This window comes from Nonomuraea terrae, assembly GCF_004348995.1.
GTDB classification, from domain to species: Bacteria; Actinomycetota; Actinomycetes; order Streptosporangiales; family Streptosporangiaceae; genus Nonomuraea; species Nonomuraea terrae.
In genome coordinates this window covers 1-24,950 of record NZ_SMKQ01000085.1, presented here as the reverse complement: position 1 = coordinate 24,950, position 24,950 = coordinate 1, and the positions used below count along the sequence as shown (strand labels likewise).

The 24,950-nt window shown below is 71.5% G+C and carries 21 protein-coding genes and 1 pseudogene; 15 read left to right on the top strand and 7 right to left on the bottom strand.

Annotated features, from left to right (window positions below; translation table 11 throughout):
* The first annotated feature begins 219 nt into the window (after nucleotides 1-219).
* The 7 genes and pseudogenes from E1286_RS25080 (at nucleotide 220) to E1286_RS25050 (ending at nucleotide 6,586) form a co-directional block, all read left to right on the top strand.
* The gene (locus tag E1286_RS25080; RefSeq protein ID WP_132616021.1) at nucleotides 220-1,134 is read left to right on the top strand and encodes an SDR family NAD(P)-dependent oxidoreductase; all 915 of its coding nucleotides are present in this window, start codon (nucleotides 220-222) and stop codon (nucleotides 1,132-1,134) included.
* Between the two features lie 147 nt (nucleotides 1,135-1,281).
* Complete coding sequence (locus tag E1286_RS25075) at nucleotides 1,282-2,811, top strand: AMP-binding protein (protein WP_246075103.1); 1,530 nt, start codon at nucleotides 1,282-1,284, stop codon at nucleotides 2,809-2,811.
* Nucleotides 2,812-2,836: 25 nt separating this feature from the next.
* Entirely contained in the window at nucleotides 2,837-3,865 is a 1,029-nt protein-coding gene (locus E1286_RS25070; protein WP_132616017.1) for a TIGR03617 family F420-dependent LLM class oxidoreductase, read from the top strand.
* Between the two features lies 1 nt (nucleotide 3,866).
* On the top strand, nucleotides 3,867-4,970 hold the full coding sequence (locus E1286_RS25065; RefSeq protein WP_132616015.1) for an MBL fold metallo-hydrolase: 1,104 nt from the start codon (nucleotides 3,867-3,869) through the stop codon (nucleotides 4,968-4,970).
* The gene (locus E1286_RS25060) at nucleotides 4,961-5,836 is read left to right on the top strand and encodes a MaoC/PaaZ C-terminal domain-containing protein (RefSeq protein WP_132616013.1); all 876 of its coding nucleotides are present in this window, start codon (nucleotides 4,961-4,963) and stop codon (nucleotides 5,834-5,836) included. Before E1286_RS25065 ends, E1286_RS25060 begins: the two co-directional genes overlap by 10 nt.
* A gap of 274 nt (nucleotides 5,837-6,110) precedes the next feature.
* A pseudogene (locus E1286_RS25055) lies at nucleotides 6,111-6,395 on the top strand (carboxyl transferase domain-containing protein); the annotation flags it as partial.
* Entirely contained in the window at nucleotides 6,392-6,586 is a 195-nt protein-coding gene (locus E1286_RS25050) for an acyl-CoA carboxylase epsilon subunit (RefSeq protein ID WP_132616011.1), read from the top strand. The pseudogene E1286_RS25055 and the gene E1286_RS25050, both read left to right, overlap by 4 nt.
* Before the next feature lie 81 nt (nucleotides 6,587-6,667).
* Here E1286_RS25050 and E1286_RS25045 read toward each other — a convergent pair whose 3' ends face one another.
* On the bottom strand, nucleotides 6,668-8,050 hold the full coding sequence (locus tag E1286_RS25045; RefSeq protein WP_132616009.1) for an MFS transporter: 1,383 nt from the start codon (nucleotides 8,048-8,050) through the stop codon (nucleotides 6,668-6,670).
* Between the two features lie 830 nt (nucleotides 8,051-8,880).
* Between E1286_RS25045 and E1286_RS25040 the strand changes: the two genes are divergently transcribed.
* Both E1286_RS25040 and E1286_RS25035 read left to right on the top strand, forming a co-directional pair.
* A complete protein-coding gene (locus tag E1286_RS25040) occupies nucleotides 8,881-10,338 on the top strand; it encodes an MFS transporter (protein ID WP_246075101.1) in 1,458 nt (485 codons plus the stop codon).
* Nucleotides 10,339-10,382: 44 nt separating this feature from the next.
* Entirely contained in the window at nucleotides 10,383-10,991 is a 609-nt protein-coding gene (locus tag E1286_RS25035) for a TetR/AcrR family transcriptional regulator (RefSeq protein ID WP_132616005.1), read from the top strand.
* Between the two features lie 77 nt (nucleotides 10,992-11,068).
* On the opposite strand, the gene E1286_RS25030 is transcribed toward E1286_RS25035, so the two are convergent.
* Both E1286_RS25030 and ligA read right to left on the bottom strand, forming a co-directional pair.
* Entirely contained in the window at nucleotides 11,069-13,537 is a 2,469-nt protein-coding gene (locus E1286_RS25030) for an ABC transporter substrate-binding protein (RefSeq protein WP_132616003.1), read from the bottom strand.
* 1,084 nt (nucleotides 13,538-14,621) lie between these two features.
* On the bottom strand, nucleotides 14,622-16,691 hold the full coding sequence (gene ligA / locus E1286_RS25025) for an NAD-dependent DNA ligase LigA (RefSeq protein WP_132616001.1): 2,070 nt from the start codon (nucleotides 16,689-16,691) through the stop codon (nucleotides 14,622-14,624).
* Nucleotides 16,692-16,841: 150 nt separating this feature from the next.
* Between ligA and E1286_RS25020 the strand changes: the two genes are divergently transcribed.
* The 4 genes from E1286_RS25020 (at nucleotide 16,842) to E1286_RS52125 (ending at nucleotide 19,251) form a co-directional block, all read left to right on the top strand.
* Nucleotides 16,842-17,144 carry a hypothetical protein gene (locus E1286_RS25020; RefSeq protein ID WP_132615999.1) on the top strand — a complete coding sequence of 101 codons (303 nt, stop codon included), beginning with the start codon at nucleotides 16,842-16,844 and terminating at the stop codon, nucleotides 17,142-17,144.
* A gap of 105 nt (nucleotides 17,145-17,249) precedes the next feature.
* Nucleotides 17,250-17,663: an Hsp20/alpha crystallin family protein gene (locus E1286_RS25015; protein WP_132615997.1), complete on the top strand. Its 414-nt coding sequence runs from the start codon at nucleotides 17,250-17,252 to the stop codon at nucleotides 17,661-17,663.
* A gap of 251 nt (nucleotides 17,664-17,914) precedes the next feature.
* Nucleotides 17,915-18,814, top strand: a complete 900-nt coding sequence (locus E1286_RS25010) for a DnaJ C-terminal domain-containing protein (RefSeq protein ID WP_132615995.1) — start codon at nucleotides 17,915-17,917, stop codon at nucleotides 18,812-18,814.
* A gap of 80 nt (nucleotides 18,815-18,894) precedes the next feature.
* Entirely contained in the window at nucleotides 18,895-19,251 is a 357-nt protein-coding gene (locus tag E1286_RS52125) for a DUF2267 domain-containing protein (RefSeq protein ID WP_132615993.1), read from the top strand.
* Here E1286_RS52125 and E1286_RS25000 read toward each other — a convergent pair.
* Together E1286_RS25000 and E1286_RS24995 are read right to left on the bottom strand one after the other, a co-directional pair.
* Complete coding sequence (locus E1286_RS25000) at nucleotides 19,193-19,852, bottom strand: phosphatase PAP2 family protein (RefSeq protein ID WP_132615991.1); 660 nt, start codon at nucleotides 19,850-19,852, stop codon at nucleotides 19,193-19,195. The genes E1286_RS52125 and E1286_RS25000 overlap by 59 nt on opposite strands.
* Nucleotides 19,839-20,561 carry a phosphatase PAP2 family protein gene (locus E1286_RS24995; protein WP_132615989.1) on the bottom strand — a complete coding sequence of 241 codons (723 nt, stop codon included), beginning with the start codon at nucleotides 20,559-20,561 and terminating at the stop codon, nucleotides 19,839-19,841. The genes E1286_RS25000 and E1286_RS24995 overlap by 14 nt, the downstream gene beginning before the upstream one ends.
* 67 nt (nucleotides 20,562-20,628) lie before the next feature.
* On the opposite strand from E1286_RS24995, the gene E1286_RS24990 reads away from it, so the two are divergent.
* Entirely contained in the window at nucleotides 20,629-21,297 is a 669-nt protein-coding gene (locus E1286_RS24990) for a tetratricopeptide repeat protein (protein WP_132615987.1), read from the top strand.
* On the opposite strand, the gene E1286_RS24985 is transcribed toward E1286_RS24990, so the two are convergent.
* Complete coding sequence (locus tag E1286_RS24985; protein ID WP_132615985.1) at nucleotides 21,182-22,678, bottom strand: AlkA N-terminal domain-containing protein; 1,497 nt, start codon at nucleotides 22,676-22,678, stop codon at nucleotides 21,182-21,184. The genes E1286_RS24990 and E1286_RS24985 overlap by 116 nt on opposite strands.
* 114 nt (nucleotides 22,679-22,792) lie before the next feature.
* Between E1286_RS24985 and E1286_RS24980 the strand changes: the two genes are divergently transcribed.
* Nucleotides 22,793-24,136, top strand: coding sequence for an MFS transporter (locus E1286_RS24980; RefSeq protein ID WP_165969902.1), 1,344 nt, complete (start codon nucleotides 22,793-22,795; stop codon nucleotides 24,134-24,136).
* A 108-nt stretch (nucleotides 24,137-24,244) separates the two neighbouring features.
* Here E1286_RS24980 and E1286_RS24975 read toward each other — a convergent pair.
* Nucleotides 24,245-24,950, bottom strand: a 706-nt coding sequence (locus tag E1286_RS24975; RefSeq protein WP_132615981.1) for a class I SAM-dependent methyltransferase, incomplete at its 5' end; no start/stop codon positions are given.

The following is a 24,950-nucleotide window of genomic DNA, read 5'->3' as shown; positions in this document are numbered from 1 at the left end:
GTCATGGGCGAGCCGGAGGGCAGGACTGGCCGCCAAGAGCCAAAGATAACACGTTCTTCTTGGTTGGCCAGGGTGAGTTGTCTCGGGGGAAAGGAGCCCTTGTTCACACTGTCGTAACGTGTTCTACTTGATGCCTGACCAGTGCTGTGGTGCATCTCCGTCGAACCTGGTGACCGGTCGTGGCACCGCCGCACGACCCTCCGCTCCGAAAGGCATTCCATGGGATCTCTCGACGGCAGGGTGGCCATCATCACCGGTGCCGGCCGCGGCATCGGCGCGTCCATCAGCCGCATGTTCGCCCAGCAGGGTGCAAAGCTCGTACTCAACGACCTCGGCGCCGAGCCGGACGGCAGCGGCGGCGACGCCGGTCCCGCGCAGGACATCGCCGACGAGATCAACGGCCTCGGCGGCCAGGCCGTCGCGGACGCGGGCGACATCGCCGACACCGCGACCGGCCGGCGCCTCGTCGAGATGGCCGTCGCGCATCACGGGAAGCTCGACGTCGTCGTCAACGTCGCCGGCATCCTCCGCGACCGGATGATCTTCAATCTGCCCGACGACGACTGGGACGCGGTCATCAGGGTGCACCTGCGCGGCCACTTCAGCACCATCAAGCCCGCCGCCGCCTACTGGCGGGAGCAGCGCAACCCGGACGGCCACTACCGGATCATCAACTTCACCTCCGACTCGGCCCTGCAGGGCTCCCCCGGCCAGCCCAACTACGCCGCCGCGAAGATGGGCATCATCGGCCTGACCGCGTCCCTCGCCAACGGCCTGGCCCGGTACGGCGTGACGGCGAACGCCATCGCGCCCGGCGCCGCCACCCGCCTGACCGCCACCGTCCCGGACGAGAAGAAGATCGGCGATTCCCCCGGCGCCGAGCTCATGTCGCCGGACAACGTCGCGCCGATCGTCACCTACCTCGCCGGCACCGAGTCGGACTGGCTGTCGGGCCGCACCCTCGGCGCGTCCGGCCACGAGGTGAAACTCTGGAACAACCCCGAGGTCGTGGAGACCATCAGCTCCGACGGGCTGTGGGACCTGCAGGACCTCGCGGACAAGGCCGCGAAGTTCTTCCGCCCGAAGGCGGACGGCCTGCACCCCTCGATCTTCATGGGGCAGCTCCCCACGTGAGCTGAGGACGTACGAACACGGGGGTTGCCTGGAAGCGCTCGGGTGATCCGCGCGGGCGGCCATGAGCGACCAGGCGTCGAGGGGATCGTCACCGAAGTTCAGCCGACAGGAGAGGGACGCATGATGTCCTCTACTCATCACTCGACCATGGCACCCATCAGCTTCTACGAGATCGCCGCCGCCGACCCCGGCCGGCGGGCCATCATCGATCCCGACGGATCTGCGCTCACCTTCGGTGAGCTCCTGGCGCGGGTCAACCGCGTCTCACGTGCCCTGCGCTCCCACGGCCTCTCGACCGGCGACGCCGTCGCCGTGGCGGTGCACAACGGTCACGAGTACCTGGAGATGATGCTGGCCACCGGCCAGGTCGGCATGTACTTCGTCCCGGTCAACTGGCGGCTGACCCCGGCGGAGATGCTCTACATCGTCCGCGACTCCGGGGCCAAGGCCGTGCTCGTGGACGCCGAGCAGGCGCGTACGCTGCCCGTCGAGTCGCTGCCGGAGCACCGGTTCGTGATCGGCGGCGAGGTGGACGGGTGGCGGCCGTACCAGTCGTTCGGCGAGGGGGAGTCGTCGGACGCGCCGCCGGATCGCCGGTTCGGCAGCGTGATGGGCTACACCTCGGGCACCACCGGCAATCCCAAGGGTGTACGCACCGCCCTTCCTGACCTTCCCCCGGAGCCGGTGATCCAGGCGACGTACGTGGCGCTGGCCGCCCGTTACGAGGTCACCCTCGGCACGGGCGTGCACCTGGTGTGCTCGCCGATCTACCACGCCGCCCCGTCCGGGCACGCCCACGCCTACCTGAACGCCGGCCACACGGTCGTCATCCAGGGCAAATTCGACCCCGAGGGCGTGTTGCGGGCCTTCGAACGGCATCGGGTGACCAGCGTCCACATGGTCCCGACCCACTTCCACCGCATGCTGCGCCTGCCGGAGGAGGTCCGGTCGAAGTACGACCTGTCCAGCCTGGAGGCGGTGATCCACGCGGGCGCGCCGTGCCCCGTCGCCATCAAGCAGCAGATGATCGAGTGGCTGGGGCCCGTTCTGTGGGAGTACCTCGCGGCCACCGAGGGCGGCGTCTCGCTGGTGGGCTCGCACGAGTGGCTGCGCAAGCCGGGCACGGTGGGGCGGCCTGCGCCGAACACGATCGTCAAGATCCTCGACGAGGACGGCAAGGAGGTGCCTGCGGGGACGGAGGGCACGATCTACTTCGGCATCCCGGGGGAGCGGCCCCGCTTCGAGTACAACAACGACCCGGTCAAGACCGCCGCCAGCCGGCGCGGAGACCTGGCCACGGTCGGCGACTACGGGTACTTCGACGAGGACGGTTACGTGTTCCTCCTCGACCGGCGTACCGACCTGATCATCTCCGGGGGCGTGAACATCTATCCCGCCGAGATCGAGCAGCAGCTCATCACGCATCCCGCCGTCGCCGACGTCGCCGTCATCGGGGTCCCCGACCCCGACTGGGGACAGAGCGTGCTCGCTGTCGTCCAGCCCTCCGAGGACGCGGTTCCCGGCGACGAGCTGGCCGAGGCGCTGCGCGCCCACTGCGCCGAGCGGCTGGCCTCGTTCAAGATCCCCCGGCGGTTCGAGTTCCTGGCCGACTTCCCGCGGACGGAGACCGGCAAGCTGCAGCGCCGCAGGCTCCGTGACGCCTACGCCGGCCGATAGCCCCCAGCCGTTGAGGAGAAGCGACATGAAGGTCGGTGTTCACGCCGGCGCCGCGCCGCTGGCAGCGGCCGGAAGGTTCGCCGCATGGGCGGAAGAGGCCGGCTTCGACGCCGTCACCAGCGCCGAGGTCGATCACGACCCGTTCCTGCCGCTCGCCCTGGCCGCCCCGGCGACGAGCCGGATACGGCTCACGACCGGGATCGCGGTGGCGTTCGCCCGCACGCCGATGACGCTCGCGTACGTCGCCCATGACCTCCAGTCGCTGTCCGGGGGACGTTTCGTCCTGGGCCTCGGCACCCAGACCAAGCCGCACATCACCCGCCGGTTCGGCATGCCCTGGAGTCATCCCGCGGCGCGGATGCGTGAGTACGTCACGGCCCTGCGCGCGATCTGGGACGACTGGAACAACGGCCGGGAGGTCCGGCACGAAGGCGAGTACTACCGGCACACGCTGATGACGGCGACGTTCCGCCCGCCGCCGCACGGCCACGGCGACCCGCCCATCCACCTCGCCGCGGTGGGCCCGCTCATGACCCGGCTGGCCGGCGAGGTGGCGGACGGGCTGATCCCGCACGGCTTCAGCACCGAGCGGTACTTCCGGGAGGTCACCGTCCCGGCCCTGGAGGAGGGCCTGGAGCGGGCCGGTCGTGACCGGGCCGAGGTGACCGTGCACTGTCCCGGGTTCGTGCACGTCTTCGGAGCGGAGGAGGACCGCGAGCGGCAGATGTTGCGCGGGCGGATCGCCTTCTACGGCTCCACCCCGGCGTACAAGGGAGTGCTCGCCCTGCACGGCTGGGAGGAGCTGCACGAGCGGCTGCACGCGTTGTCGGTCCGTCCCGAGGCCGACCGCTGGGAACGGATGGCCGACCTCGTCGACGACGAGGTCCTCGACACGTTCTGCGTGAGCGGCTCACTGGCGGAGGTGACGGCGGAGGTTTCCCGCCGCTTCGGGGAGCTGGTCGACCAGGTCCACCTCCAGCCGCCGCCGGGCATGTCGGCGGCCGAGATCCGCAAGGCCCTGACAGAGCTCCAGGATCGGGACGAGGGGGGCTGACATGGAGGTCACCGGGCGTCTGCAACTGGAGGCGTGGCGGCGCCGGACGTTGCCTCCCGTGGAGCGGGTCCGGCCGGGGCTGTGGTCGCTGCCGGTGCCCATGACGGGAAACCCCCTGCGCTACGTGCTGTGCTACGCGTTCGAGAGCGGGCCGGGAGTGACCCTCGTGGACCCCGGCTGGCCCTTCGACGGCGGCGGCGAATCGCTCACGGCGGGGCTCGCCACGATCGGCGCCCGCCCCGAGGACGTGACCGGCGTGCTGGTGACCCACGCCCACCTCGACCACCACGGGCTGGCGTCCTGGGTCCGCGAGAAGTCCGGCTGCTGGGTGGCGATGCACGAGGCGGAGCAGGAGGCGCTGCGCCGGCAGGCGAACACGGAGACGAGCGCGGCCAGGACGCGCCGCTGGCGGGACGCGGCCGGCATCCCCCCTGACGCGGACGCTGACGCGCCGCCGAGCGGGGCGAGCGGCACCATGACACCGACCGGCCTGACCGATCTGGAGGCCGACTTCTTCCTCGGCCACGGTGACGACGCCCGCATTCCGGGCCGGGACGTCCGCGCGTTGTGGACGCCCGGTCACACGCCCGGCCACCTGTGCTTCGTCTCCCCGGACGACGCCGTGATCCTCACCGGGGACCACCTGCTGCCCCGGATCACCCCCAACATCAGCGGCTACGCCTACGACACGCTCGATCCCCTCGGCGACTACCTCGACAGCCTGACCGTGCTGCCGGAGCACGACGCGTACGAGGCTCTCCCGGGCCACGAGTACCGCTTCCGCGGCATCGCAGCGCGCACGGCCACGGTCAGGGCGCACCATGATCGCCGGCTGGCGGAGATCCACAACCAGGTGGCAGGCACGCCCGGTGTGACCGCGTGGGAGATCGCCTCGCAGGTCACGTGGTCACGCGACTGGGCGGAGTATTCCGGTTTCCTGCTGACCAGCGCGGTCGGGGAGACGCTGTCACACCTGGACCACCTCGAGGCCCGCGGCGCCATCCGCAGGCAGGGGCGCAGCCCGGTGCGCTGGTTCGCAGCCGCCCCTCAGCACGAACGCACCGGCCCGGCCCGACTCCCGGAAGGAATGATCACGTGGCGCTGAACCTCGACCTGGTGGGCAAGGAATGGGACGGCGAAGGCCGCCGATGGACCTCGGCCGACGCCATCCTCTACGCGCTCGGCGTCGGAGCGGGGAGCGAAGATCCGCTGGCGGAGTTGTCGTTCACGACGGAGAACTCCCACGACGTCACCCAGCAGGTGCTGCCCACCTTCGCGGTGATGATCGGCGGCGCCGGCTCGATGCCCGCCCTCGGCGACTTCGACATCTCGCAGGTGCTGCACGCCGAACAGTCGATCACCCTGCACGGCGTGCTGCCCGTCGAGGGCGCCACCGTGACCAGGAGCCGGGTGGCCGGCTTCTACGACAAAGGGCGGCACGCCATCGCCGCGACGGAGTCGACCATCACGGACAAGGACTCGGGAGAGGTGCTCGCCGAAGTCAGCAGCGGCATCTTCATCCGCGGCGAAGGAGGCTTCGGCGGCGACCGCGGCGCCTCCGTGACCTGGCAGCGGCCGCAGACCGAGCCGGACCACGTGGTCACCTACCGCACCCGGCCCGACCAGGCGTTGCTGTACCGGCTGAGCGGCGACCGCAATCCGCTGCACTCCGACCCCTGGCTCGCCGGGAAGGCCGGGTTCGACCGTCCGATCCTGCACGGCCTGTGCACGTTCGGCTTCACCGGCAGGGCGCTGCTGCACACCGTCTGCGGCTCCGACCCCGCCTCGTTCGGCTCCATGTCGGCGCGCTTCGCCTCTCCCGTGCTGCCCGGCGAGGAACTGTCGGTCGCCATCTGGGACGAAGGCGAGACCTGCCGCTTCCAGACCACGGTGGCCGGCCGGGTCGTGCTCGACCACGGCACCTTCACGAAGAAGGCCGGGAGTCCAGGTGCTGCCGGACGGCGGCCATGACGGCCTGGGGGAGGCCGTGCGGGAGAAGGTCGCGACGACGACCTGCCCGCCGTTCTCCTGAGGTCGTTCGTGGCGGAAGGTGGCGATGACGTAGCCGAGGGCGTGGTCGAGCGGCTCGGACGGGTCGTGGGCGCCGCCGGCGCGCAGCCAGCCGCGCAGCACCTGGTTGTGCGCGCTCACCACGGAGGCCTCCATGAGCTCGGCGCGCAGACCGGCGTCGGGGGAGTCGCCCAGCCACTCGCCCACGAACCCCCGGAACAGCCCGCTGATACGCGCGCCCATGACCGCGCAGATCGCGGTCATGGGCGCCCAGGGCGCGGTCAACATCCTGCACCGCAGGCGCCTGGCCGCCGCCGACGACCCGGACGCGCTGCGGGCCGAGCTGGTCCGCGCGTACGAGGACACCCTGGCGACGCCGTACCTGGCGGCCGAGCGCGGCTACGTGGACGCGATGATCCGGCCGAGCGAGACCCGCCGCGAGGTCACCCTGGCGCTGCGCCTGCTGCGCGGCAAGCGCGACGCCCTGCCACCGAAGAAGCACGGGAACATCCCGCTGTGAACGTGACCAAGGGCGACCCGTCGCCGGAGGAACTCGCCGCCCTCGTCGTCGGCCCCGTCATCGCCCTGCGCCCGATCCGGGCGGAACCCCCGCCGCGGCCCGCCCGCGCCCGGCGGGCGTTGCGCCGTCCTCTTGTCAGAGGTTCCCGCGGCTGGTGGGAACCCAGACGGAATCTTGGAGGACAGCTGTGAGTCTGCGCAAGGTGCTGGTCGCCAACCGCGGTGAGATCGCCGTACGCGTCATCCGGGCCTCCCGCGGGCCTGGGGGAGCGGTCAGGGCTTGTCGGCGGCGAGGGCGGCGCGGGCCGCCTCCACCTTCAGGGCGTCCCGCTCCGGGTTCGCCAGCAGGGCGAAGAGCGCCCCGCCGATGAGGACGATCCCTCCCGCCAGCATGAACACGCTGGTGTAGCCTTCGGCCGCCGGGGCGCCAGAAGCCGTGGCGGCGTCGAGGACCACGCCCGCGATGACCGGCCCCGACACGCCGAGCAGGCCGCTCACGGCCAGGCCGATCGACAGGACGCTGGTGCGCTGCGCGGGCGGCGCGATCTGCGCGAGCGCCGGGTTGGCGATGGCGTAGATGCTCGTGGACAGGCCGTAGCCGAGCATCAGCAAGGCCATGGGGACCGCCACGCCGGAGGCGAGCGGCAGGGTCATCAGGCACAGGCCGCCGGCCGCCGCCAGGCCGCCGCCGATCAGCACGCGGACCACCCGGGACGACGCGCCGTTCTTGAGCGCCCTGTCGCCCAGCCCGCCGTACAGGAACAGGAAGATCACCGAAGTGATGCTCGGCACCCCGAACAGCGAGCCGGCCGTCACCGCGGAGAAGCCAAGACCGGCCTCGAAGTACGACGGAAGCCAGGTCATGACGATCGACACCAACATGCCGACGGAGGCGAAGATCGCCAGAAAGCCGATGAAGGTGCCGGTCAGCAGGATGGAGCGCAGCGGAGCCCGCTTGCCGGCCGTCGGGTCCTCGGGGGTCTGCGGGTTTTTGGCGATCGGGGTCACCTGGTCGGAGTACGGGCCGGTCCTGCCGATGAAGGCCCAGCCGAGGCACCAGATGAAGCCCATGACGGCCACGCTGAGGAAGCCGGACTGCCAGCCGAACGCGGCGATGATCAGGACGATGATCGGGGCGAAGATCAGCTTGCCGAACGACGCTCCGGTGGTGAGCAGCGCCGCGGGCAGCCCGCGGCGCTCGTTCGGCCACCATGAGTACGCCATCGAGTGCATCACCGAGTTGGCGGGAGCCTCGGCCGCGCCGAGCATGAGCCGGGTCACCATGAGCAGACCGGCCGAGGCGGCGAAGAAGATCGGCAGCTGGAGCAGCGACCACATCAGGACGAGCGTGAACAGGGTGCCCTTGAGCGGCAGCCGGTCGGCCACGGCCGCGAACAGCAGGGCCACGAGCGGGCCGAGCAGGCTGGCGGCGGTGCTGATGCTGCCGAACTGGGCGGCGCTCAGCCCGAGGTCGGCCATCACGGGCTGGGCGACCAGGCCGAGGATCGCCTTGTCCAGATAGGCGATGAGGGTGGAGGCGAGCAGCATGAGCGTGATGGCCCAGGCCATGACCTTGGAATGCGCCGGAGGGCCGGCCGCCGCCTCGGTGCTCGATGTTGTCGGCTCGCTCTGCGGTGGGACACGCTCGCTGACCATGGTGGGGGGCTCCTTGAACATCCGTGGCCGACTGCGCGCCCGGCGGGTGGCCGGACGGCATGAGTGACGTCGGGGTAGGGCTGATCGGCTCCGCGGCGACGGCCCGGAGCATGGTGAGGAGACGGGGGCACGCCGGCCCGGCCGCGCGAGCGGTCCGCGCGGCTCTCGCGGGCATGACGGGTGGAGGACGCGGCGGAACGCCGCGCGCCCTACGTGGTGATGATCAGATGCGGCCGGTTCCCCGGCGCCGTGGCGGGCCTGAAGGTGGAGCCCGGCGCGTTCAGGTTGCCCTGGCCCGCCGCCCGATCAGGTCGGGCCGGGTCTCAGGAGCCCTTCGCCGGGTGCTCCATGGGGTGATGCGGGTGCGCTGCGCGGGGGATGACGGGGCATGCGCTTCCTCCAGACCTGCCGGCGTGCGGCGGTCGCCCCGCAGGGCCGACGCCGGTGTCGGACGTCGGCTGGGTACCGGGGTTGAGGTGGGAATTAATTTGGACGCAACATGTCTGTAAATAGAAGCTAAGTCGGCGCTCCGACCGGTGTCAAGGGTGTGGCGGGCCCGTATGAGCGCCGTGCCGGCCTATTTACAGACAATCCTTGTCTAGTTAGAGTGCGGCGGGATTCCTCGATTCGATCCCTTGGTCGCAATGCCGCACCGCCTCCTCCCGGGCGCGTCCCCGATCGGCCGGCGGAGTGCCGGCTCCCAGGTCGTTCGCGCTGGAAGGGGAGATCACGATGGCGCTGAAGCTGGACCCCGCGGGCAAGGAGCGACAGGCATAATGATCAGGGCTGAACGTCGCCCCGGCCGATCAGCTTCCACAGAACGGAGTACGGTGGCGTCGCCCTTATCTCGCAGGCGATCGAACATCGCCATCGGCGCACTGGCCTTCTGCGGCATGGTCGTCGCCGTGATGTTCACCCTGATGGTGCCGATCATCCCCGAGCTCCCCCGGCTGCTGTCCGTCCCGGCCGAGGACGCCTCCTGGGTCATCACCGCCACGCTGCTGTCCTCGGCGGTGTTCACACCGGTCAGCGGGCGGCTCGGCGACATGTACGGCAAGCGCCGCATGATCGTGATCAGTCTCGCGCTGATGATCGCCGGGTCGGCGATCTGTGTCGTGTCCAGCTCGCTTCCCCTCGTGGTGCTGGGCCGTGCGCTGCAGGGCTGCGCCGTGGGCGTGATCCCGCTGGGCATCAGCATCATGCGCGACCTGCTGCCGGCCGAACGGCTCGGCTCCGCCATGGCGCTGATGAGCGCCACCATGGGCGCCGGCGGCGCGGCCGGCCTCCCGCTGGGCGCGCTGGTCGCGCAGTTCGCCGACTGGCACATGCTCTTCCTGGTGTCGGCCGGCATGGGCGTGGCCGGCCTGGTCCTGGCCCTCACGGTCGTGCCCGACTCGCGGGTGCGGGCCGGGGGACGGTTCGACCTCCTCGGCGCGGCCGGGTTGACGGCCGGCCTGGTGTGCTTCCTGCTGCCCATCAGCAAAGGCGGCAGCTGGGGCTGGACCAGCCCGCTCACCCTCGGCCTGTTCGCCGCCTCGGCCGTGGTCTTCCTCGTCTGGGGTTTCGTCCAGCTGAGGATCAGCGATCCACTGGTCGACCTGCGGACGACTGCCCGACCCCAGGTGCTGATCACGAATTTGACGTCCATCGCCTTCGGCTTCTCCATGTTCGGAATGAGCCTGGTGTTCCCCCTGGTGCTCCAGGCACCGTCGGCCACCGGCTACGGAATGGGACTGTCCCTGTTCGAGGCCGGGTTGTGCATGGCCGTGGGCGGCGCGCTGATGATCGTCCTTTCCCCCGTGTCGGCCCGCGTCACCGGCGCCTACGGGCCCAAGGTGACCCTCATGATCGGCGCTCTGCTCATGCTCGCCGGCTACGGCAGCGCGCTGTTCCTGATGGACGAGATCTGGCACGTCGTCCTGGCCGCGACGATCGTCTCCTCCGGAGCCGGCCTCGGCTACGCCGCCATGCCCGCCTCGATCATGGGCGCGGTGCCCACGTCGGAGACGGCCGCGGCCAACGGCATCAACGCCCTCATGCGCGCCATCGGCACCTCCACGGCCAGCGCGGTGATCAGCGCGGTCCTCGCCGCCGCGACCGTCCAGCGCGGCGCCTTCTCGCTGCCCTCGCAGAACGGGCTCCACCTGGCCCTGATCATCACAGCCGTCTCGGCGACCGTCGCCATGATCATCGCAGCGCTCCTGCCCCGGCGCCGCCGGCGTCCGGAACCCGCCCGGACGCGCCCCGACGGCCGGGCCGAGGCCGTCCCGACCAGGCCCGCGCCGTAGCGCTTCACCCGCTGAGCTGATCACGAATCTGGCACACTGTGCCTGTGAGCGGACGAGGTCGGCGGCCGGATCCCGGTCTGGAGTCGCGGGTGCACGGCGCGGCGCTGGAGCTGTACGGAGAGGTCGGCTGGGCCGGATTCACCATCGACGCCGTGGCCCGCCGGGCGCGCGTGGGCAAGGCCGCCATGTACAACCGCTGGGAGAGCAAGGACAAACTGATCGCCGACGCCCTGACCAGCTGGCTGTCGAAGAGCCTCCCGCCGAGCCGTACGGGCCCGCTGCGGAAGAACCTGCTCGACATGGCCACCGACATCCTCGACAGCTACCTGGAGCCCAAAGGCCTGGTCTACCTCAGGGCCCAGGTCGAGGCCAGGGTGTATCCCGAACTGTTCGGGCAGGCGCTGGAGACGTTCCAGCGCGAGCGCATCCGGCGGGGCCGCGCCATCGTGCTCGCCGCCATCGAACGGGGCGAGCTCCCGGGCGGCACGTCTCCCGCACTCGTGCTGGACGCGCTCGCCGGCATCCTCACCAACCACTTCCTGTCGACGCCGACGAGCCAGATCCCCACCCTCCTCGAACACAAGACCAAGTACGTCGAGGAGACCGTGGACTTCGTCCTCTCCGCCGTCGGCTACCGCGCCCCCGGCCCCTGACAGAATCCCCCATCGCCCCTGGCCGGCCTCGAACCGGCACACACCAAGCCACCATCAGGTAAGACAGGGCCGCAGGTTCAAGGGCAGTCGCGCGCGATCCATGGCTGCGAGCTGAACTTGCCCGCCACCTTGGCCAGACACGGTTGGCCCTCGGTGGCACGCAGCACCTGGATCGCCTTGTCCACAGGCGTCCGCGGCGCCTCGGAATCCGAGTAGTCCAGGTCGCCGCTGACCCCGCTGACCAGCCCCTTGCCGCGGATGTCGGCCAGCCCGGCGACGATGCCCTGGGTCTTCAGCGTGACCGCGTCCTTCGCCAGCACGTTCGCCGCCGCCTGCCGGATCACCGCGAGCGCGTCGAACGTCAGCAACGCCCGGCCGTCACGGTTCTCCTCGCAGGCGCCCCCGAACAGACCGTTGTAGCGGATGTAGAAGCCGCTCTGTCTCCGGGTCGCCTGGCAGTCGGCGCCCCACAGAGCGCTGCTGGCCAGCGTCATGTACTCCAGCCGCAGCCCTGGGTACTTGCGGTTGGCGCCCGACAGGACGAAACGGGAGACGTCATCGGTGGCCAGGATGCGCGGGTAGCGGTTCTGGCAGGCGAGCTTCATGCCGGTCAGGAACTGTTCGAAGCGCTCCGCACGCCCCGCGTAGACGACGATCTCGTCCGGGCGTTCCGCAGCCTGGCAGGCCCTTCTGCCCAGTTGGCCGACACTTTCGCCCGGACCCTCATCGGTCACGCGGTAGCCCGCGTGATCGCTGATCTCCACCCCCGCGACCGGCAACTCGTCGCGCATGGCGGTGGCGAGCTCGTGGCTGTAGGTGTCGTCCGGGTCTGCCGAGTAGTACACGCGGGCCCGCCGGGCACGCAGGTCCGCCGAGGCGTATGCGGCGGCGAAGACGGCCTGGCGCCGGTTGCCCGGACTCACCTGGTAGTAGTAGGGCGAGGCGTCGATCAGCTCGTCGGCCGTGGTCGCCGAGCCGACGGACGGCAGGCCCGCTTGACCCAGTCGCTGGACCGCATCGATCGTCTGCTGCGTGCTCAGCCCCAGCCCGACAACGCCGACGATCCGCGGGTCCCGGCGCGCCTCCTCTACGATCTTCTGTGCGGCGCGGTCCGCGTATTCCATGTTCGCGCCCGCATTGGCCAGCAGCAGCCGGATCGGGGCGTCTTCCTCCAGTGACTCCTGCTGCGCGATCGCCAGCCCGCGCAGCTCCTCACGGGCGACCCGCACGCCCTGCTCGTTGCCAGGGGACAGGATCGTCAGGTGGACCACGGTGATGTGCTTCGGATTGAGCACCACCTTCGCGTTGGTTTCCTTGATCTTGTCGATAACTCCGCCCAGCTCCTTCGTGTCGACTCGCGGCGGGTCCTCGCCTGCCAGCCCCACGCACTGCTTCCCGTCGTCGCCCAGATCCTCGAGGGTCATGGCATCGAGCACACCCGGCGGCCAGGCCCGCACCGACGGCGACCACCACGGTCGGCAGAACTCGTGACTGGAGACCGGCACCGCCACGACGCCTGCGACCAGCAAGCCCAGCCCCACGAACGACATCCACGGCACCCGCTGAGGAGGTCGCAACTTCATGACCCGGTCGCGGACTGTCGCCGGCGGCGGACTCGTAGGGATCGCGAACGGAAGCAGCCAGACGCGGTCTCGCCTCGGCGCCTCCTTCAGCCCTTCGTGCCACCCCATGTAGGCGGCCTCCGGACTGCCGGGTGCCGCCTCCTCCTGAGCACGCGCGTCGACATCGGATGCCGCGCGCGGGCCCGCTGCGACGACGAGCAGCGGATCCTTCTTGAACGTGCCGCGGCGGGGCCGGCTGTTCCGCACGTCCTTGATCGCCCGGAGCAGGTCGGTCGTCGCTTCTCCGCTCTCGCACCCCAGCAGGAGGACCGGGTAGGTGCGGCGGCGCCGTCCCCGGCCGAACAAGCCGCCTCTGCTGTACGCTCGCCGCAGATCCTCCAACAGCGCATCGGCGAGCAGCGCGTTCACTTGCTGCCGCGTCGGCGCTTGGCCCTCGATCCCCGCGAACCTCTTGGCCAGGGTGAACAGACTGCCCTTGAGAGGCTCCGGCTCGTCTCGGCGCCTCTCCTGCTGCCGGCTTTCGCCCCGGTGCTCGAACCACCTCTGCGGTCCGAACACCGTGTCAGCGATGTGCAGGACCAAGCGCGGCAACACGGACGCGGGTAGCTTGATCCACCAGGGCAGGTCGCTGATGGTGGCCAGGGGCACCCTGATCTGCGTGTCTTCCCGGAGCTCCTGCCCCTCGTAGAAGAGCTCGTATTGGGAGAAGTGGGCGGAGAGCTGGGCGACGACCTCGTCCTCCGACAGCCGTTCGCGTCCCTCCCGCTGGAGTGTCGCCAGCCACGAGGCGAGCGCGAAATGCGGCGCGCCCCGCCCTCTGCCAAGGCGGTTGCCCTGGAAGAACTGCGCCGCCGCGGCGGCCAGCAGTTGTTCCACTCCTTGCTCGGCCGCTACGTGGGAGGGCGCGACCATGACGCACTGGCGCGCCCCGCGCAGTCGATGCGCCGTCCAGCGCTCGTGCAAGGCTGTCAGCAGCCTCCTCGACTCTGCCGGAGGCTCCGCGACGTGAAGGTGAACGATGGGGAGCAGCTTCTCCCGGTTGAGCGGCCAGGGGCGCCGGGCGAGAGCGTAGAGCCATTCCAGGAACTCTGGCGCGCCATCGAATACCAGCTCAGGTCGGTCTATTGGCATGACACTCCGCGATCTTTCGAAACTGCGCGATCTCTCGGAAGAAGAGGGTGGCGGTGACGCTTGATCTTTTGAAGAAGATTACTCATATGGAGTCCTCCAGCAGCAGAATTCGGGCAACGTGGGCGTCATTCGAAGGCCTGTCCAGCCGATATCCGCGTCGGCTATGCCCGTTGCGTCTACCTCAGGGGAATTCCATTCCTGGATCGGACTGCTCAGTGGCGCACTCGCTCAGCCACCGCCGCTCGACAGGCGAATCCAAGGCCAAGGCCGGATCCGTCGACGATGAAGGAAAGGCCGTCGCGCGGTTGATCACCGTCGCCCGGAACAAGGAGTCGTGCACCACTCAGGTGTGAGGCGACCAACGGCAGCGGATCGTGTTCAGCATGACAGCGGACATGTGTGTCAGCCGCATCCTCGTTTCGCCAAGAGAGGTGCCGCAGGCATCTCCGCGGCACGGTGTGAGCGATCGGCATCGCCGCCCCCTTGCCGCCGGTCGAATAGTTGCTCGCAGGCCGCTCCCGCCCAATACCTCAAGGAGGGGCATGAGCGGCCATATTGGCCGGATCAGTGAGCCTGAGCCTCGTAGCTTGAGGCGCCGAGCCAGGCCGCAACCTCGGAAAGGCCTGTTCGGTGGTACGGCCTGCGCCGATCAGGAGACCAGACCAGTCCAGTCGCCGATCAGGTACGGGCGAGGCCCCCGAAAGCGCGGGTCGTGGTCGCTCCAGGCGGCACCCTCTGGAGCGTGGCGAGTGAACATCGGCTCGTCGTGGAGCACGCACCACACCTCGCCGACATGCGCGCCACCTGAATGACCAGGTCGGCCCCAGGCCCGAACCTGGTTGGTCGGTAAGGGACCACACCGGTTGGACCGGCGATCGTCAGCGGGGACGGTGCCGATCCCTCCACGGGTGACGCGTCACAGGAAGGCGCTGACCTGGGTGGCGAACTCCTCTGGGGTGACGATGCGGACTCCGAGGGACTCGGCCTTCATTCGTTTGGAGCCGGCCTTCTCGCCGGCCACCAGCAGGGAGGTCTTGGCGGACACGCTGGACGAGGCCTTGCCGCCGGCGCGTTCGATCAGTTCGTTGACCTCGTTGCGGCTCAGCGCCGCCAGCGGGCCGGTCATCGTGCCGGTCACCACCACCGACATGGCCGACAGCGGCAGCTCGACCGCCGTCTGCGCCGGCTGCTCCGCGGACGGCGGTGTCGCCCCCGGCTCCACCATGGTGACCCCGGCCCGGACGAGCTTGTCGATCAGCGGGGCCAGCTCGGCCAGCTCGGCCACCACGACCGGCGCCTTCTCCGGGCCGATGCCGTCGACCTGCTGGATCGCTTCGGCGTCGGCCGCGCGGATGGCGTCCATCGTGGCGAAGTGGCGGGCGATGCGGCGGCTCATCGAGCGGCCGGTGCCGCGTACGCCGAGCGCCGCGAACACCCTGCTCAGCGGCCGGGACCGGGCCTGGTCGAGAGCGGCGAGCAGGTTGTCGGCGCTGGTCTCGCCCATGCGCTCCAGGTCGAGCAGCTGCTCGCGGGTCAGGAAGAACAGGTCGGCGAAGTCGGCGATCAGCCCGGCGTCGAGCAGTTGCTTGATGCGGTTTTCCGCCAGCCCTTCGATGTCGAGCTGGTCGCGGCCGGCGGCGTAGACGATGGAGGCGATCGCGCGGCAGTCGCGGCCGCGCACGCAGCGCCAGCGCTCCTGCGAGGCGTCGATGTCGCCCCCGCAGGACGGGCAGACCTCCGGGATCGGGATGGGCCGCTCGTCGCCCGTGCGCAGGTGGACGACCGGCGCCTCCACGCGCGGGATCACGTCGCCCGCCTTGTAGACGGTGACGCTGTCGCCCAGCATCAGGCCGCGCCGGGTGATGTCGGCGACGTTGTGGAGCGTGGCGTACGTGACGACGCTGCCGTCGAGCTCGACCGGCTCCAGCACCGCGCGCGGGGCGATGACGCCGGTGCGGCCGGTGTTCCACTCCACGGCGAGCAGCTTGGTGATCTTTTCCGTGGCCGGCAGTTTGTAGGCCACCGCCCAGCGCGGCGCCCGCGAGCTGAACCCCGCCTCGTCCTGGTCGGCGGCCAGGTCGCACTTGATCACGATGCCGTCGATGCCGAACGGCAGCTCCGCCCGCGCCGCCGCGATCTCGCCGACGCGCTCCTGCACCCGCTCCAGCGTCCCGGCGGCGATGCCGGCCACCGGCGTCGCGGCGGTGGTCTGCACGCCCTGCCCGGCCACCCACTCCATGATCTGGCTGTGCGGCAGCTCGCGCAGCCGCACGGCGAGCTCGGACTCGTCGCCGGGCGGCGGCAGCACGCCGTAGCCGAAGAACGTCAGCTCGCAGACGTACGGCCGGTCCTGCGCGCGCAGCGTGCCGGCGGCGGCGCTGCGCGGGTTGGCGAACGTGGTGCCGTCATGCGCCCGCCGCTTGGCGCAGGCCTCCTCGAACTGCGCCGTGGTCATCATGACCTCGCCGCGCAGCTCCACCGTGACCGGATCGGCCAGCCGGTCGGGCAGGCCGACGATGGTGCCGATGGCGTGGGAGACGTCCTCGCCGGCGGTGCCGTCGCCGCGCGTGACCAGCTGGGCCAGCCTGCCGTGGCGGTAGCGGGCCGAGATCGCCAGCCCGTCGAGCTTGGGCTCCACACTCCAAGCCGTGACCGGCCGCCCGAGCCGGCGCTCCAGCCCGGCCGCCCAGTCGGCCAGCTGCTCGGCGCCGAACACGTTGTCGAGGCTCAGCATGGGCACGGTGTGCGGCACGTCGCCGACCACGGCGCCGCCCGCCACCTTGCCCGTCGGCGAGGACGGCAGCACCGACTCGGGATGGGCCTCTTCGTACGCCTGGATGCCCCGGACCAGCCGGTCGTAGGCGTCGTCGTCGAGTGTGGAGGTGCCGTCGGCGTAGTAGGCGGCGGCGGAGTCCACCGCGAGCTGGACGGCTTCGGCGTAGGCCGTGTCGTCGGCCAGGACGGTGAAGGGCGGCGTCTCGGTCATGCCTCGATCATGCCCGCCGCCACCGACAGTTCCGGCTGCCGCGGGCGGGTGCCGTACACCCGACCGGTGTCCGGATCCGGACAGCCGCCGACGCCAACCTTTGGCACGTTCCACACGTCTCACAAGTCGCCCTAACGATCTGGAGTCTCGATGAGCTACCCGCCCCAGCCGCAGGATCCCTACGGCTCGCAGCCCCCCAGTCGGCCGTACGCGCCCGTGCCGTCCGGGCCTCAGTACGGTCCGGTGCAGTACCGGCAGGTCAAGGAGCGCGGCTTCAATCCGGTCACGTTCGGCGTCCACCTGTGCCTGTGGATCTTCGTGCACTCGTGGCTGACGCTGCTCACGCTCGGGTTCTGGCTGCTGGTCGCCATCCCGGTGACGTTCTTCGGCTGGCGCGTCAAGCGGACGGTCCCCGTGCAGAACTACGGGCAGCAGTCGCCTCCCGGCTACTGACAGCGGAACCTCAAAGTCCGGTTTGAGGTTCCCTGTATGCGGAGGTATAAAGGTGATAGTGACGACGTCAGGTCGACCCAGACGGGCGACCCGGAGGTGATGACGATGCTGCTGACGTCGATCGATTCCTTCCTCCAGGAGGTCACGCGGCGGCTCGACCGGCCCGGTCCGCCGGTCATGCCGATGGACGGCGTCCGCCGCCACGACGACGTGCTGCTGCACTTCGACGTGCCGGGCGTCGACCCCGGCTCGATCGAGGTGACCGTCGACCGGGGCGTGTTGTCGGTGAGCGCCACCCGGCAGGAGCCCACCGACGATGACGAGCGGATGTTCGTCCAGGAACGGCCGATGGGCAGCTTCATCCGGCGCGTCTACCTGTCCGAGCAGCTCGACCCCGAACGCATTGAGGCCGCCTGCCACGACGGCGTGCTCACCGTGCGCATTCCGACGCTCGAGACCACCAGGCCGCGCAAGGTGGAGATCCACACCCGCGACCGGACCAAGGCCGTCACCGGATGACACCGGCGGGCCGGCCCCGCACGGACCGGCCCGCCGCACCTCGAACGTGCGAACAGCGTGGAGGTCTCCACCATGGACACCCCCGCTCCCGAACTGCCGCCCGCTCCACGGCTCGCCGTGGACGCGCCGGCGATGACGCCTCCCGTCCCGGCCCCGGGCACGCCATCGGGGTCGCACCTGCCCGGCGTGTGCCGCGATCCCTGGGACCGACACGAACGGCGGAGGCCGCGTAGATCCGGAAGGTGACGGCGATGCGCGACCCGTACGAGGTGCTGGGGGTGTCACGTCACGCCGGGCGGGACGAGATCCAGCGGGCCTACCGCAGGCTGGCGCGCGCCTACCACCCCGACGTCAACAAGAGTCCGGAGGCCGAGGAGACGTTCAAGAACGTCGCCGAGGCGTACGCGATCCTGTCCGATCCGGAGCGGCGCCGCCGCTACGACGCCTTCAGTGAGCCGGGCGATATGTGGGCGCACGCCGGGGCGGGGGCGCGTACGGCGGGCTGGACCGCCGGGCCGTGGGACGGCGGACCGCGCGCGGGCTTCGAGACCCGCTTCCGCGACGACATCCTCGACGACCTGTTCGGCGGCTTCTTCGGCGGCAGGCGGGCGGGCTGGGGGCCCGTCCCCGGCGCTGACCAGGAGGCCGAGCTGGAGGTGACCGTCGAGGAGGCGTACCACGGCACGCGGCGCACGATCACCTTCGACGGCGGGCCCGGCATCCGGATCACCATCCCGGCGGGCGTGACGGAGGGACAGCGGATCCGGCTGGCCGGGCAGGGCGGCCGCGGCGCCAGCGGCGGCCGTCCCGGCGACCTTTGGCTGGTGGTGCGCATCGCGCCGCATCCCCGCTACCGGGTCGAGGGGCGCGACGTGCACACCGAGCTGCGCCTGGCGCCGTGGGAGGCGGCCCTGGGCACGTCCGTCGCGCTGGGCACCCCGGGCGGCGAGACGAGGGTCAGGGTGCCGCCCGGCACCTCCAGCGGGCGGCGGCTGCGCCTGCGCGGACGCGGCCTGCCCGACCCCCACGGCGTGCCCGGCGACGTGTACGCGGAGGTGCGGATCGTGGTGCCGCGGACGCTCTCGAAACGCGAGCGGAAGCTGTACGAGCAGCTGGCCACCGCGTCCGCGTACGACCCGAGAAGCCTCTGACCGGGGACGAACGACCATGAAGGACGACGCGTTCGCGGCGAGTACGCCGCCGCCAGGAGGCCGAGCGGGCCGCCGCAGCGGTGCCGGAGTGCTCGCATCACCCGGGCGAGGCCAAGGACCTGGCCGCGCGGTTGACCGGCCGGCTCGCCGACGCCGTCCGGCCAGGACGGAAACGGACACAGACGTCCGGCGTGGCGGAGTTCTGCCGCCGGGTGGCCGAGGCGACCGGCGCCACGCCGGAGACGGCGCAGTGGGACGTGAGCGCGGTCCTGTCGACGCCGTTGGAAGCCGTCTCCGGGGTGAGCTCAACCAGATCCTCAGCCGGCTGCCCTCCAGTTGCGCCGTCCTGTTCGGCGAACGGGCGGGTGTCCGAGGCCGTCATCCAGTTCCGGCGGCCTCGGACGCCCGCCGCCGCAGGATCGCCCTGGCCGCCATGACGACGCAGGCCGTACCGAGCAGCAGCCCCCAGATGACGTCGGTGAGGAAATGCATGCCCCGGTACACGCGGGCGAACGCGACGGCCGCCGGGACGGCGGCGGCCGGCACCCAGATCGCCACCCGGAGCGCCCTCGAACGCACGCGCGCGGTCAGCACGAGCGCCACCCCGCAGTAGAACGCGACGGCGGCGCTGCCGTGTCCCGACGGGAAGCTGGAGGTGGGCGGGGCCTCGTCGAGGTGCGGCACCGGCGGCCGGCGCCGCCCGACCGCCCCGGTGGTGGCCAGGAACACCAGGGACTGGCTCCACACCGCCGTGACCAGGAAGATCGACTCGCGCCACCGCCGGTACACGAACCGGAAGGCGCCCGCGGCCAGCGCGGTGAGCGCCACGATGTAGGGGGTGTCCGACAGGCTGCTGGCCACGTCGGTGAGGTCGTTCCACAACGGGGTGCGGCCGGCCGCCAGGGCCCGATTCAGCTCGGCCCCGCCGGCCAGGCGGGCGAACAGCGCCTCGCCGAGGCCGTACGTCAGCCCCGCCATCAGGAACATCGGGCATAACAACGTCAGCGCGTAGTACTTCACATGATCAGGTCCGGTCACGCAGGGCCTCCACCGACTCGGGCTCCACTCCTTCGGCCAGCGGCGCGGCGGGCCTGCGCCCCTGATCCCGCCGCCACGTCTCGAACGCCGCCGTGGTCGCGGCCACCACGGCCACCCCCAGCACGACGCCGGCGACCGCGTCACTCACCCAGTGCACGCCCAGCGCGACCCTCGTGCAGGCCACCGACAGCGCCAGGAACCACGCGAAACCCCAGGCCACTCGCCGCCACCAGCGGGGCAGCGCGGGCAGCAGGAGCAGGACGATCACGCCCGCGCCGATCGTCGCGTTGACCGCGTGGCCCGAGGGGAAGGAGTCTCCGGGCGCGAGCGCGACGGGATCGGGCAGGTGCGGCCTGGCCCGGGCGACGATGATCTTCAGTACGAGGGCGAGCAGCCCGCCCACGGTGATGGTCGTGACCGCCCAGGCGGCCAGCCGCGCGGCGCCCTTGTTCAGCAGCCAGACGGCGTACGCGACGACCGCGATCCGCCACGGCCACGGCCCGAACAGGTTCGTCCACACGATGAGCAGCCGCGTCACGCCGGGATTTTCGAGCGCGTACGCGTGCAGGTCCTCGGCGACCCGCATGTCCAGGTCGTTGACCGGCATCCTGGCGACGATCAGCAGCAGACCGAACGGGATCATGGCGAGCACCACCGCGACGCTCGCCATCGCCAGCCTCAGCCCGAGATGTCCTTCCTCGCTCCGCATTCCGGCACGGCTTCCCCGACGGGCGGAAAGGATTCCTGCCGATGGGCGCGGCGTAGCATCTGCCGCCATGAGCACCGAAGTGACCTATGACGACCGTCTGCGCATGATTCCGGTCGACAGCGAACGGTATGCGGCTGCAGTCGAGCAGATGAAGGCCGACCTGGAACGGCTGGGCGGCGCGGCGGAGCCGTCCGCGGTGTTCAAGCTCTTGCGAGCGATCGGCTCCGGTCTGGTCGTCCTGCGCGCGTGCGGTGAAGCCGTCTCATTCCTGGAACGCGCGCTGGCCGTGGCCGGGGACGATCCAGGCCGCCGGACGGCCGTGCTGATCAACCTGGCCGACGCTCACCGGTACGCCGGTGACCTTGACCGCGCCGAACCTCTCAACCTGGAAGCGCTCGACCTCGCGCCGGCGCGGCTGCGCGACTTCGCCCTCCAGCACCTCGCCAAGCTGCGCATCGACCAGAAGCGTTTCCGCGAAGCCGAGCTGCTGCTCCTGGAGGCGCTGGAACGGCGCAGGGCCAAGGGGGACGCGGAGCTGATCTCGTCCACCGAACTCACCCTCCAGCGTTGCCGGCGGGAAAGCGTCATGCTCGGCCTCCTCGCTCGCTCTTCGGAGACGCTCACGGGGAACCCACCGCCCACAGGTGCTGGGTGGCGTACGAGCCCCACGGGCTCCACCGGCTCGGCCGGGCGCGCGTCCGGTGCAGGGCACGCCGTACGGCGAGGTCGGGAATGAAGACGTCGGGGTCGCCGAAGGCACGCATGAGGACCAGGGACGCCGCGCGCGGCCCCAAACCCGGCAGGCGCAGCAGACCCGCACGGACCTCACGGGGATCGGCCCCGGCGTCGAGCACGACCTCGCCCTCCGCGAGCGCTTCGACAAGGGCGGGCAACGTGCGACGACGCTCCGCCGCCCCCGCACCGCGACCCTCGGCACACCGCGGGCCGAAGCCGTAGGGAGCCGGCGGGACCGGGGCGGCCGGGCCGGGGTCGTGGGCCGGCCGCCGGGCCCAGCAGATCAGCGCCGGCAGGTCGGGGAACGTGTGCGTCACCTGCCCGACCGGGGTGGTCAGTGGGCGGCCGTGGGTCGCGACCAGGCCGGCGAGGCGGGCGCGGGCCCGCTCGGCGGGGACGCGGCGTGACAACACGGTGCGGACAGCCAGTTCGGCAGGATCGGGGTGGCCGGGGACGCGCAGGCCGGGGCGCGCCGCGACGAGCGGCCCCAGCACCGGGTCCGCGCCGAGGAAGGCGTCGATGGCCCGCTGATCGGCGTCCAGGTCGAGCAGCCTGCGGCAGCGCCGTACGGCCGCCGTCAGATCGCGCACGTCCTCCAGGTGGATCTCGCAGGCCACGTACGCGGCGGACGGGACGTGCCGCAGGGCGACCACGCCCGTGCCGTGCGGCAACAACAACGACCTGCGGTACGTGCCCTCTGTGTACTCCTCGATCCCGGGCACCGCGTCGCGGCCCAGCCGGCGCAGCAGCGCGGGCACGTCCATCGGCGGCCGGTACGGCAGCCGCGACGCGATCACGCCGGGCGTGTGCGGCAGGTGATCGGGCCGGGTGGCCTGCCGCAGCCGGGTCGGCGTGGTGGCGTAGACCTGCCGGATGGTGTCGTTGAACTGCCGGATGCTGGCGAACCCGGCGGCGAAGGCGACGTCGCTGACCGGCAGGCCGGTGCACTCCAGCAGCGTCCGGGCGGTCTGCGCCCGCTGGGCCCGGGCCAGGGCCTGCGGTCCCGCGCCGACCTCGGCCGTCAGCAGGCGGTGCAGGTGCCGTTCGCTGTAGCCGAGCCGCGCGGCCAGCCCCGCCACGCCCTCCCTGTCGACGAGCCCGTCGGCGATCAGCCGCATCGCGCGGGCCACGAGGTCCCCGCGGGCGTTCCACTCGGGCGAGCCGGGAGCGGCGTCAGGGCGGCACCTCTTGCATGCCCGGTAGCCGTTGACCTGGGCCGCCGCCGCGGTGGGGAACAAGCGCACGTTCCGCCGGCTGGGCATGACCGCCGGGCAGCTCGGGCGGCAGTAGATGCCCGTCGTGGTCACCGCGACGTAGAACCACCCGTCGAAGCGGGGGTCGCGGCTGCGCATCGCCGCGTAGACGGCCTCCTCGTCAACCATCCCCGCCAGCATGCCAGCCGCTCACCGTGCCGGACCGGCGGGCATCGGACGTCGACGGCTCGACGGCCGATGCCCGCCAGCGCCGGGCGGGGCGTGCCCGCCAGGCTGGCCCGCATGCCTGTTGTCGATGATCTTTCTCGTGGCCGGTCGGGCGTCTACCGGCGTGCGCTCGCCGGCCGCGACTTCCGCCTGTTGTGGATCGGCTCGTCCTTGTCGCTGGTGGGCGACGGGATGACGTTCGTGGCGCTCACCTGGATCGTGCTGTCCCAGCCGGGCGGGACCCGGCAGCTGGGGCTGCTGACCGTGTGCTACACGCTGCCGGTGTTCGTCGGCGGCTTGCTCGCGGGGCCGGTCCTCGACCGGTTCGACAAGCGGCACGTGCTGGCGGTGGACAGTGTGGTGCGCGGGCTGGCCATGGCGTCCGTGCCGGTCGCCGCGTGGGTCGGGGAGGTGCCGGCGGCGCTGCCGTTCGGCGTCGCGGCGGTGTACGGGCTGTTCAAGATGGTGCCGCTGGCCGGGTTCCCCGCGGCGATCCCCGACCTGGTCGCGCCGGAGCACCGGGATGCGGCCAACGCCCTGGAGTCGCTGAGCTTCAGCGTGGCCGGGATGATCGGGCCCGCCCTGGGCGGCCTGCTGATAGGCGTGGCCGGGGGTGAGGCCGTGCTCGCCTTCGACGCGCTGACGTACGCGGTGCTCGCCGTCACGGCCCTGTGCGTCCGCCGTCCGCTGAAGCCGGACGCGGGTGACGTCCACCGTTCCCTGGATCCGGACGCGGGTGACGTCCGCCGCTCCCTCGATCCGGACGCCCCCGCCTCCCGTCGCCCTCCGCGGACGGGCACCTCCGTGGCTCGCCGCTCGGCGGGCCGGCTCCGGGGGACGTCCGGCGGTGTGCTCGTGCTGCTGCGGGACCCGGTGCTGGTGGCCACCACGGCGGCGTTCATGGCGTTCAACGTCGCCATGGGCATGCTGCTCGTCGCCGGCCCCTGGCTGGCCAAGAACGAGCTGTCCGGCGGCCCGAACGCCCTCGGCCTGGTGCTGGCCGCGATGGCGGCCGGCGAGCTGGCCGGAGCTGCCGCCGCCGGAGCCCGGCAGCCGCGGGGCCGCCCGGTCGTGGCCATCGCCGTGGTGCAGCTGGTCGCCGCGACCGGCTTCCTGGCGGTGACGTTCGCGCCGCACACCGCCGCCGTCGCCGTCGGCTACCTGGTGATCGGGCTGTTCAGCGCCCCGATGACGGTCTGGGCGCAGTCGCTGCGCATGGCGCGCATTCCCGCGCCGCTGCGCGGCCGGGGCTTCGCGATCCTCAGGACGCTCATGCAGGCCACCCCGCCCCTCGGCGCCGCATGCGTGACGCCCCTTCTCGATGCGGGACGGCTCCTCCCCGCCGCACTGGCCATGGCGCTCGCCGCGGCGCTGCCCGCCGTCGCGTTGCTCACGTACGGCCTGCGGACGAGGGGATGACGTCACCCACCGGTGCCCGCCCGCGGGCGGCGAGACCGTGCCCGCCATGACGGCCGGCACGCCGCCGAACAGGGTCGGCTCGGTGGGAAGGCGGCGAGTCCGCGGTGATCAGGATGTGCGGAGGGTGACGACGGCCACGGTGGTGTAAGTCATGGTGAAGGCGCCGCCGATGGCGTCCAGGGCGGTGCCCACGGAGGTCAGCACCTCGTCCAGCTGCTCGGGCCCGAGCCGGGTGAACAGGCCGCTGGTGGGCACCTGGTCCAGCCACTCGTCACGGGTGTAGACCCGCTCCCACGCGAACCGCCACTGCTCCGGCTCGCCGAACGCGCCCGCCTGCCGCATCCCGTCCGCGGCCTTCTCGCACAGCAACGCGTACGGCTCCGGGCCGCCCGTGGCGCTACGCGGGTCCGGCGCGCCGGGCAGCACCCGCCGGTAGGCCGCCCCGAGGGCCTCGGCCACCTCGTCCGGCGCCTGGAACGAGTTCCAGAACACCGCCAGCCGGCCACCGGGACGCAGCACCTGCGCCGCCTTCACCGCTCCGGCCACCGGGTCCACCCAGTGCCAGGCCTGCGCGGCGACGACCGCGTCGAAGGTGCGGCCGGCCGCGTCCCACGCCTCGAACGTCGCCACCTCGACCTCGACCCCGGTGTCCCGGGCGAAGCGGGCCATCCGCGCGTCGGGCTCGACACCGAGCACCTCGCAGCCGGCCGCCCGGAACTGGCGGGCGTCGATGCCGGTGCCGCAGCCCACGCTGAGCACGTCGCGCCCGGGGACGGCGGCGACGATCCGCTCCACCAGGGCGGCGGGGTAGGAG

Coding starts and splice junctions, on each gene's coding strand:
- E1286_RS25080 (WP_132616021.1), top strand. CDS start 220: ATGGGATCTCTCGACGGCAGGGTGGCCATCATCACCGGTGCCGGCCGC.
- E1286_RS25075 (WP_246075103.1), top strand. CDS start 1,282: ATGGCACCCATCAGCTTCTACGAGATCGCCGCCGCCGACCCCGGCCGG.
- E1286_RS25070 (WP_132616017.1), top strand. CDS start 2,837: ATGAAGGTCGGTGTTCACGCCGGCGCCGCGCCGCTGGCAGCGGCCGGA.
- E1286_RS25065 (WP_132616015.1), top strand. CDS start 3,867: ATGGAGGTCACCGGGCGTCTGCAACTGGAGGCGTGGCGGCGCCGGACG.
- E1286_RS25045 (WP_132616009.1), bottom strand. CDS start 8,050: ATGGTCAGCGAGCGTGTCCCACCGCAGAGCGAGCCGACAACATCGAGC.
- ligA (WP_132616001.1), bottom strand. CDS start 16,691: ATGACCGAGACGCCGCCCTTCACCGTCCTGGCCGACGACACGGCCTAC.
- E1286_RS25020 (WP_132615999.1), top strand. CDS start 16,842: ATGAGCTACCCGCCCCAGCCGCAGGATCCCTACGGCTCGCAGCCCCCC.
- E1286_RS25015 (WP_132615997.1), top strand. CDS start 17,250: ATGCTGCTGACGTCGATCGATTCCTTCCTCCAGGAGGTCACGCGGCGG.
- E1286_RS25010 (WP_132615995.1), top strand. CDS start 17,915: ATGCGCGACCCGTACGAGGTGCTGGGGGTGTCACGTCACGCCGGGCGG.
- E1286_RS24995 (WP_132615989.1), bottom strand. CDS start 20,561: ATGCGGAGCGAGGAAGGACATCTCGGGCTGAGGCTGGCGATGGCGAGC.
- E1286_RS24990 (WP_132615987.1), top strand. CDS start 20,629: ATGAGCACCGAAGTGACCTATGACGACCGTCTGCGCATGATTCCGGTC.
- E1286_RS24985 (WP_132615985.1), bottom strand. CDS start 22,678: ATGGTTGACGAGGAGGCCGTCTACGCGGCGATGCGCAGCCGCGACCCC.
- E1286_RS24980 (WP_165969902.1), top strand. CDS start 22,793: ATGCCTGTTGTCGATGATCTTTCTCGTGGCCGGTCGGGCGTCTACCGG.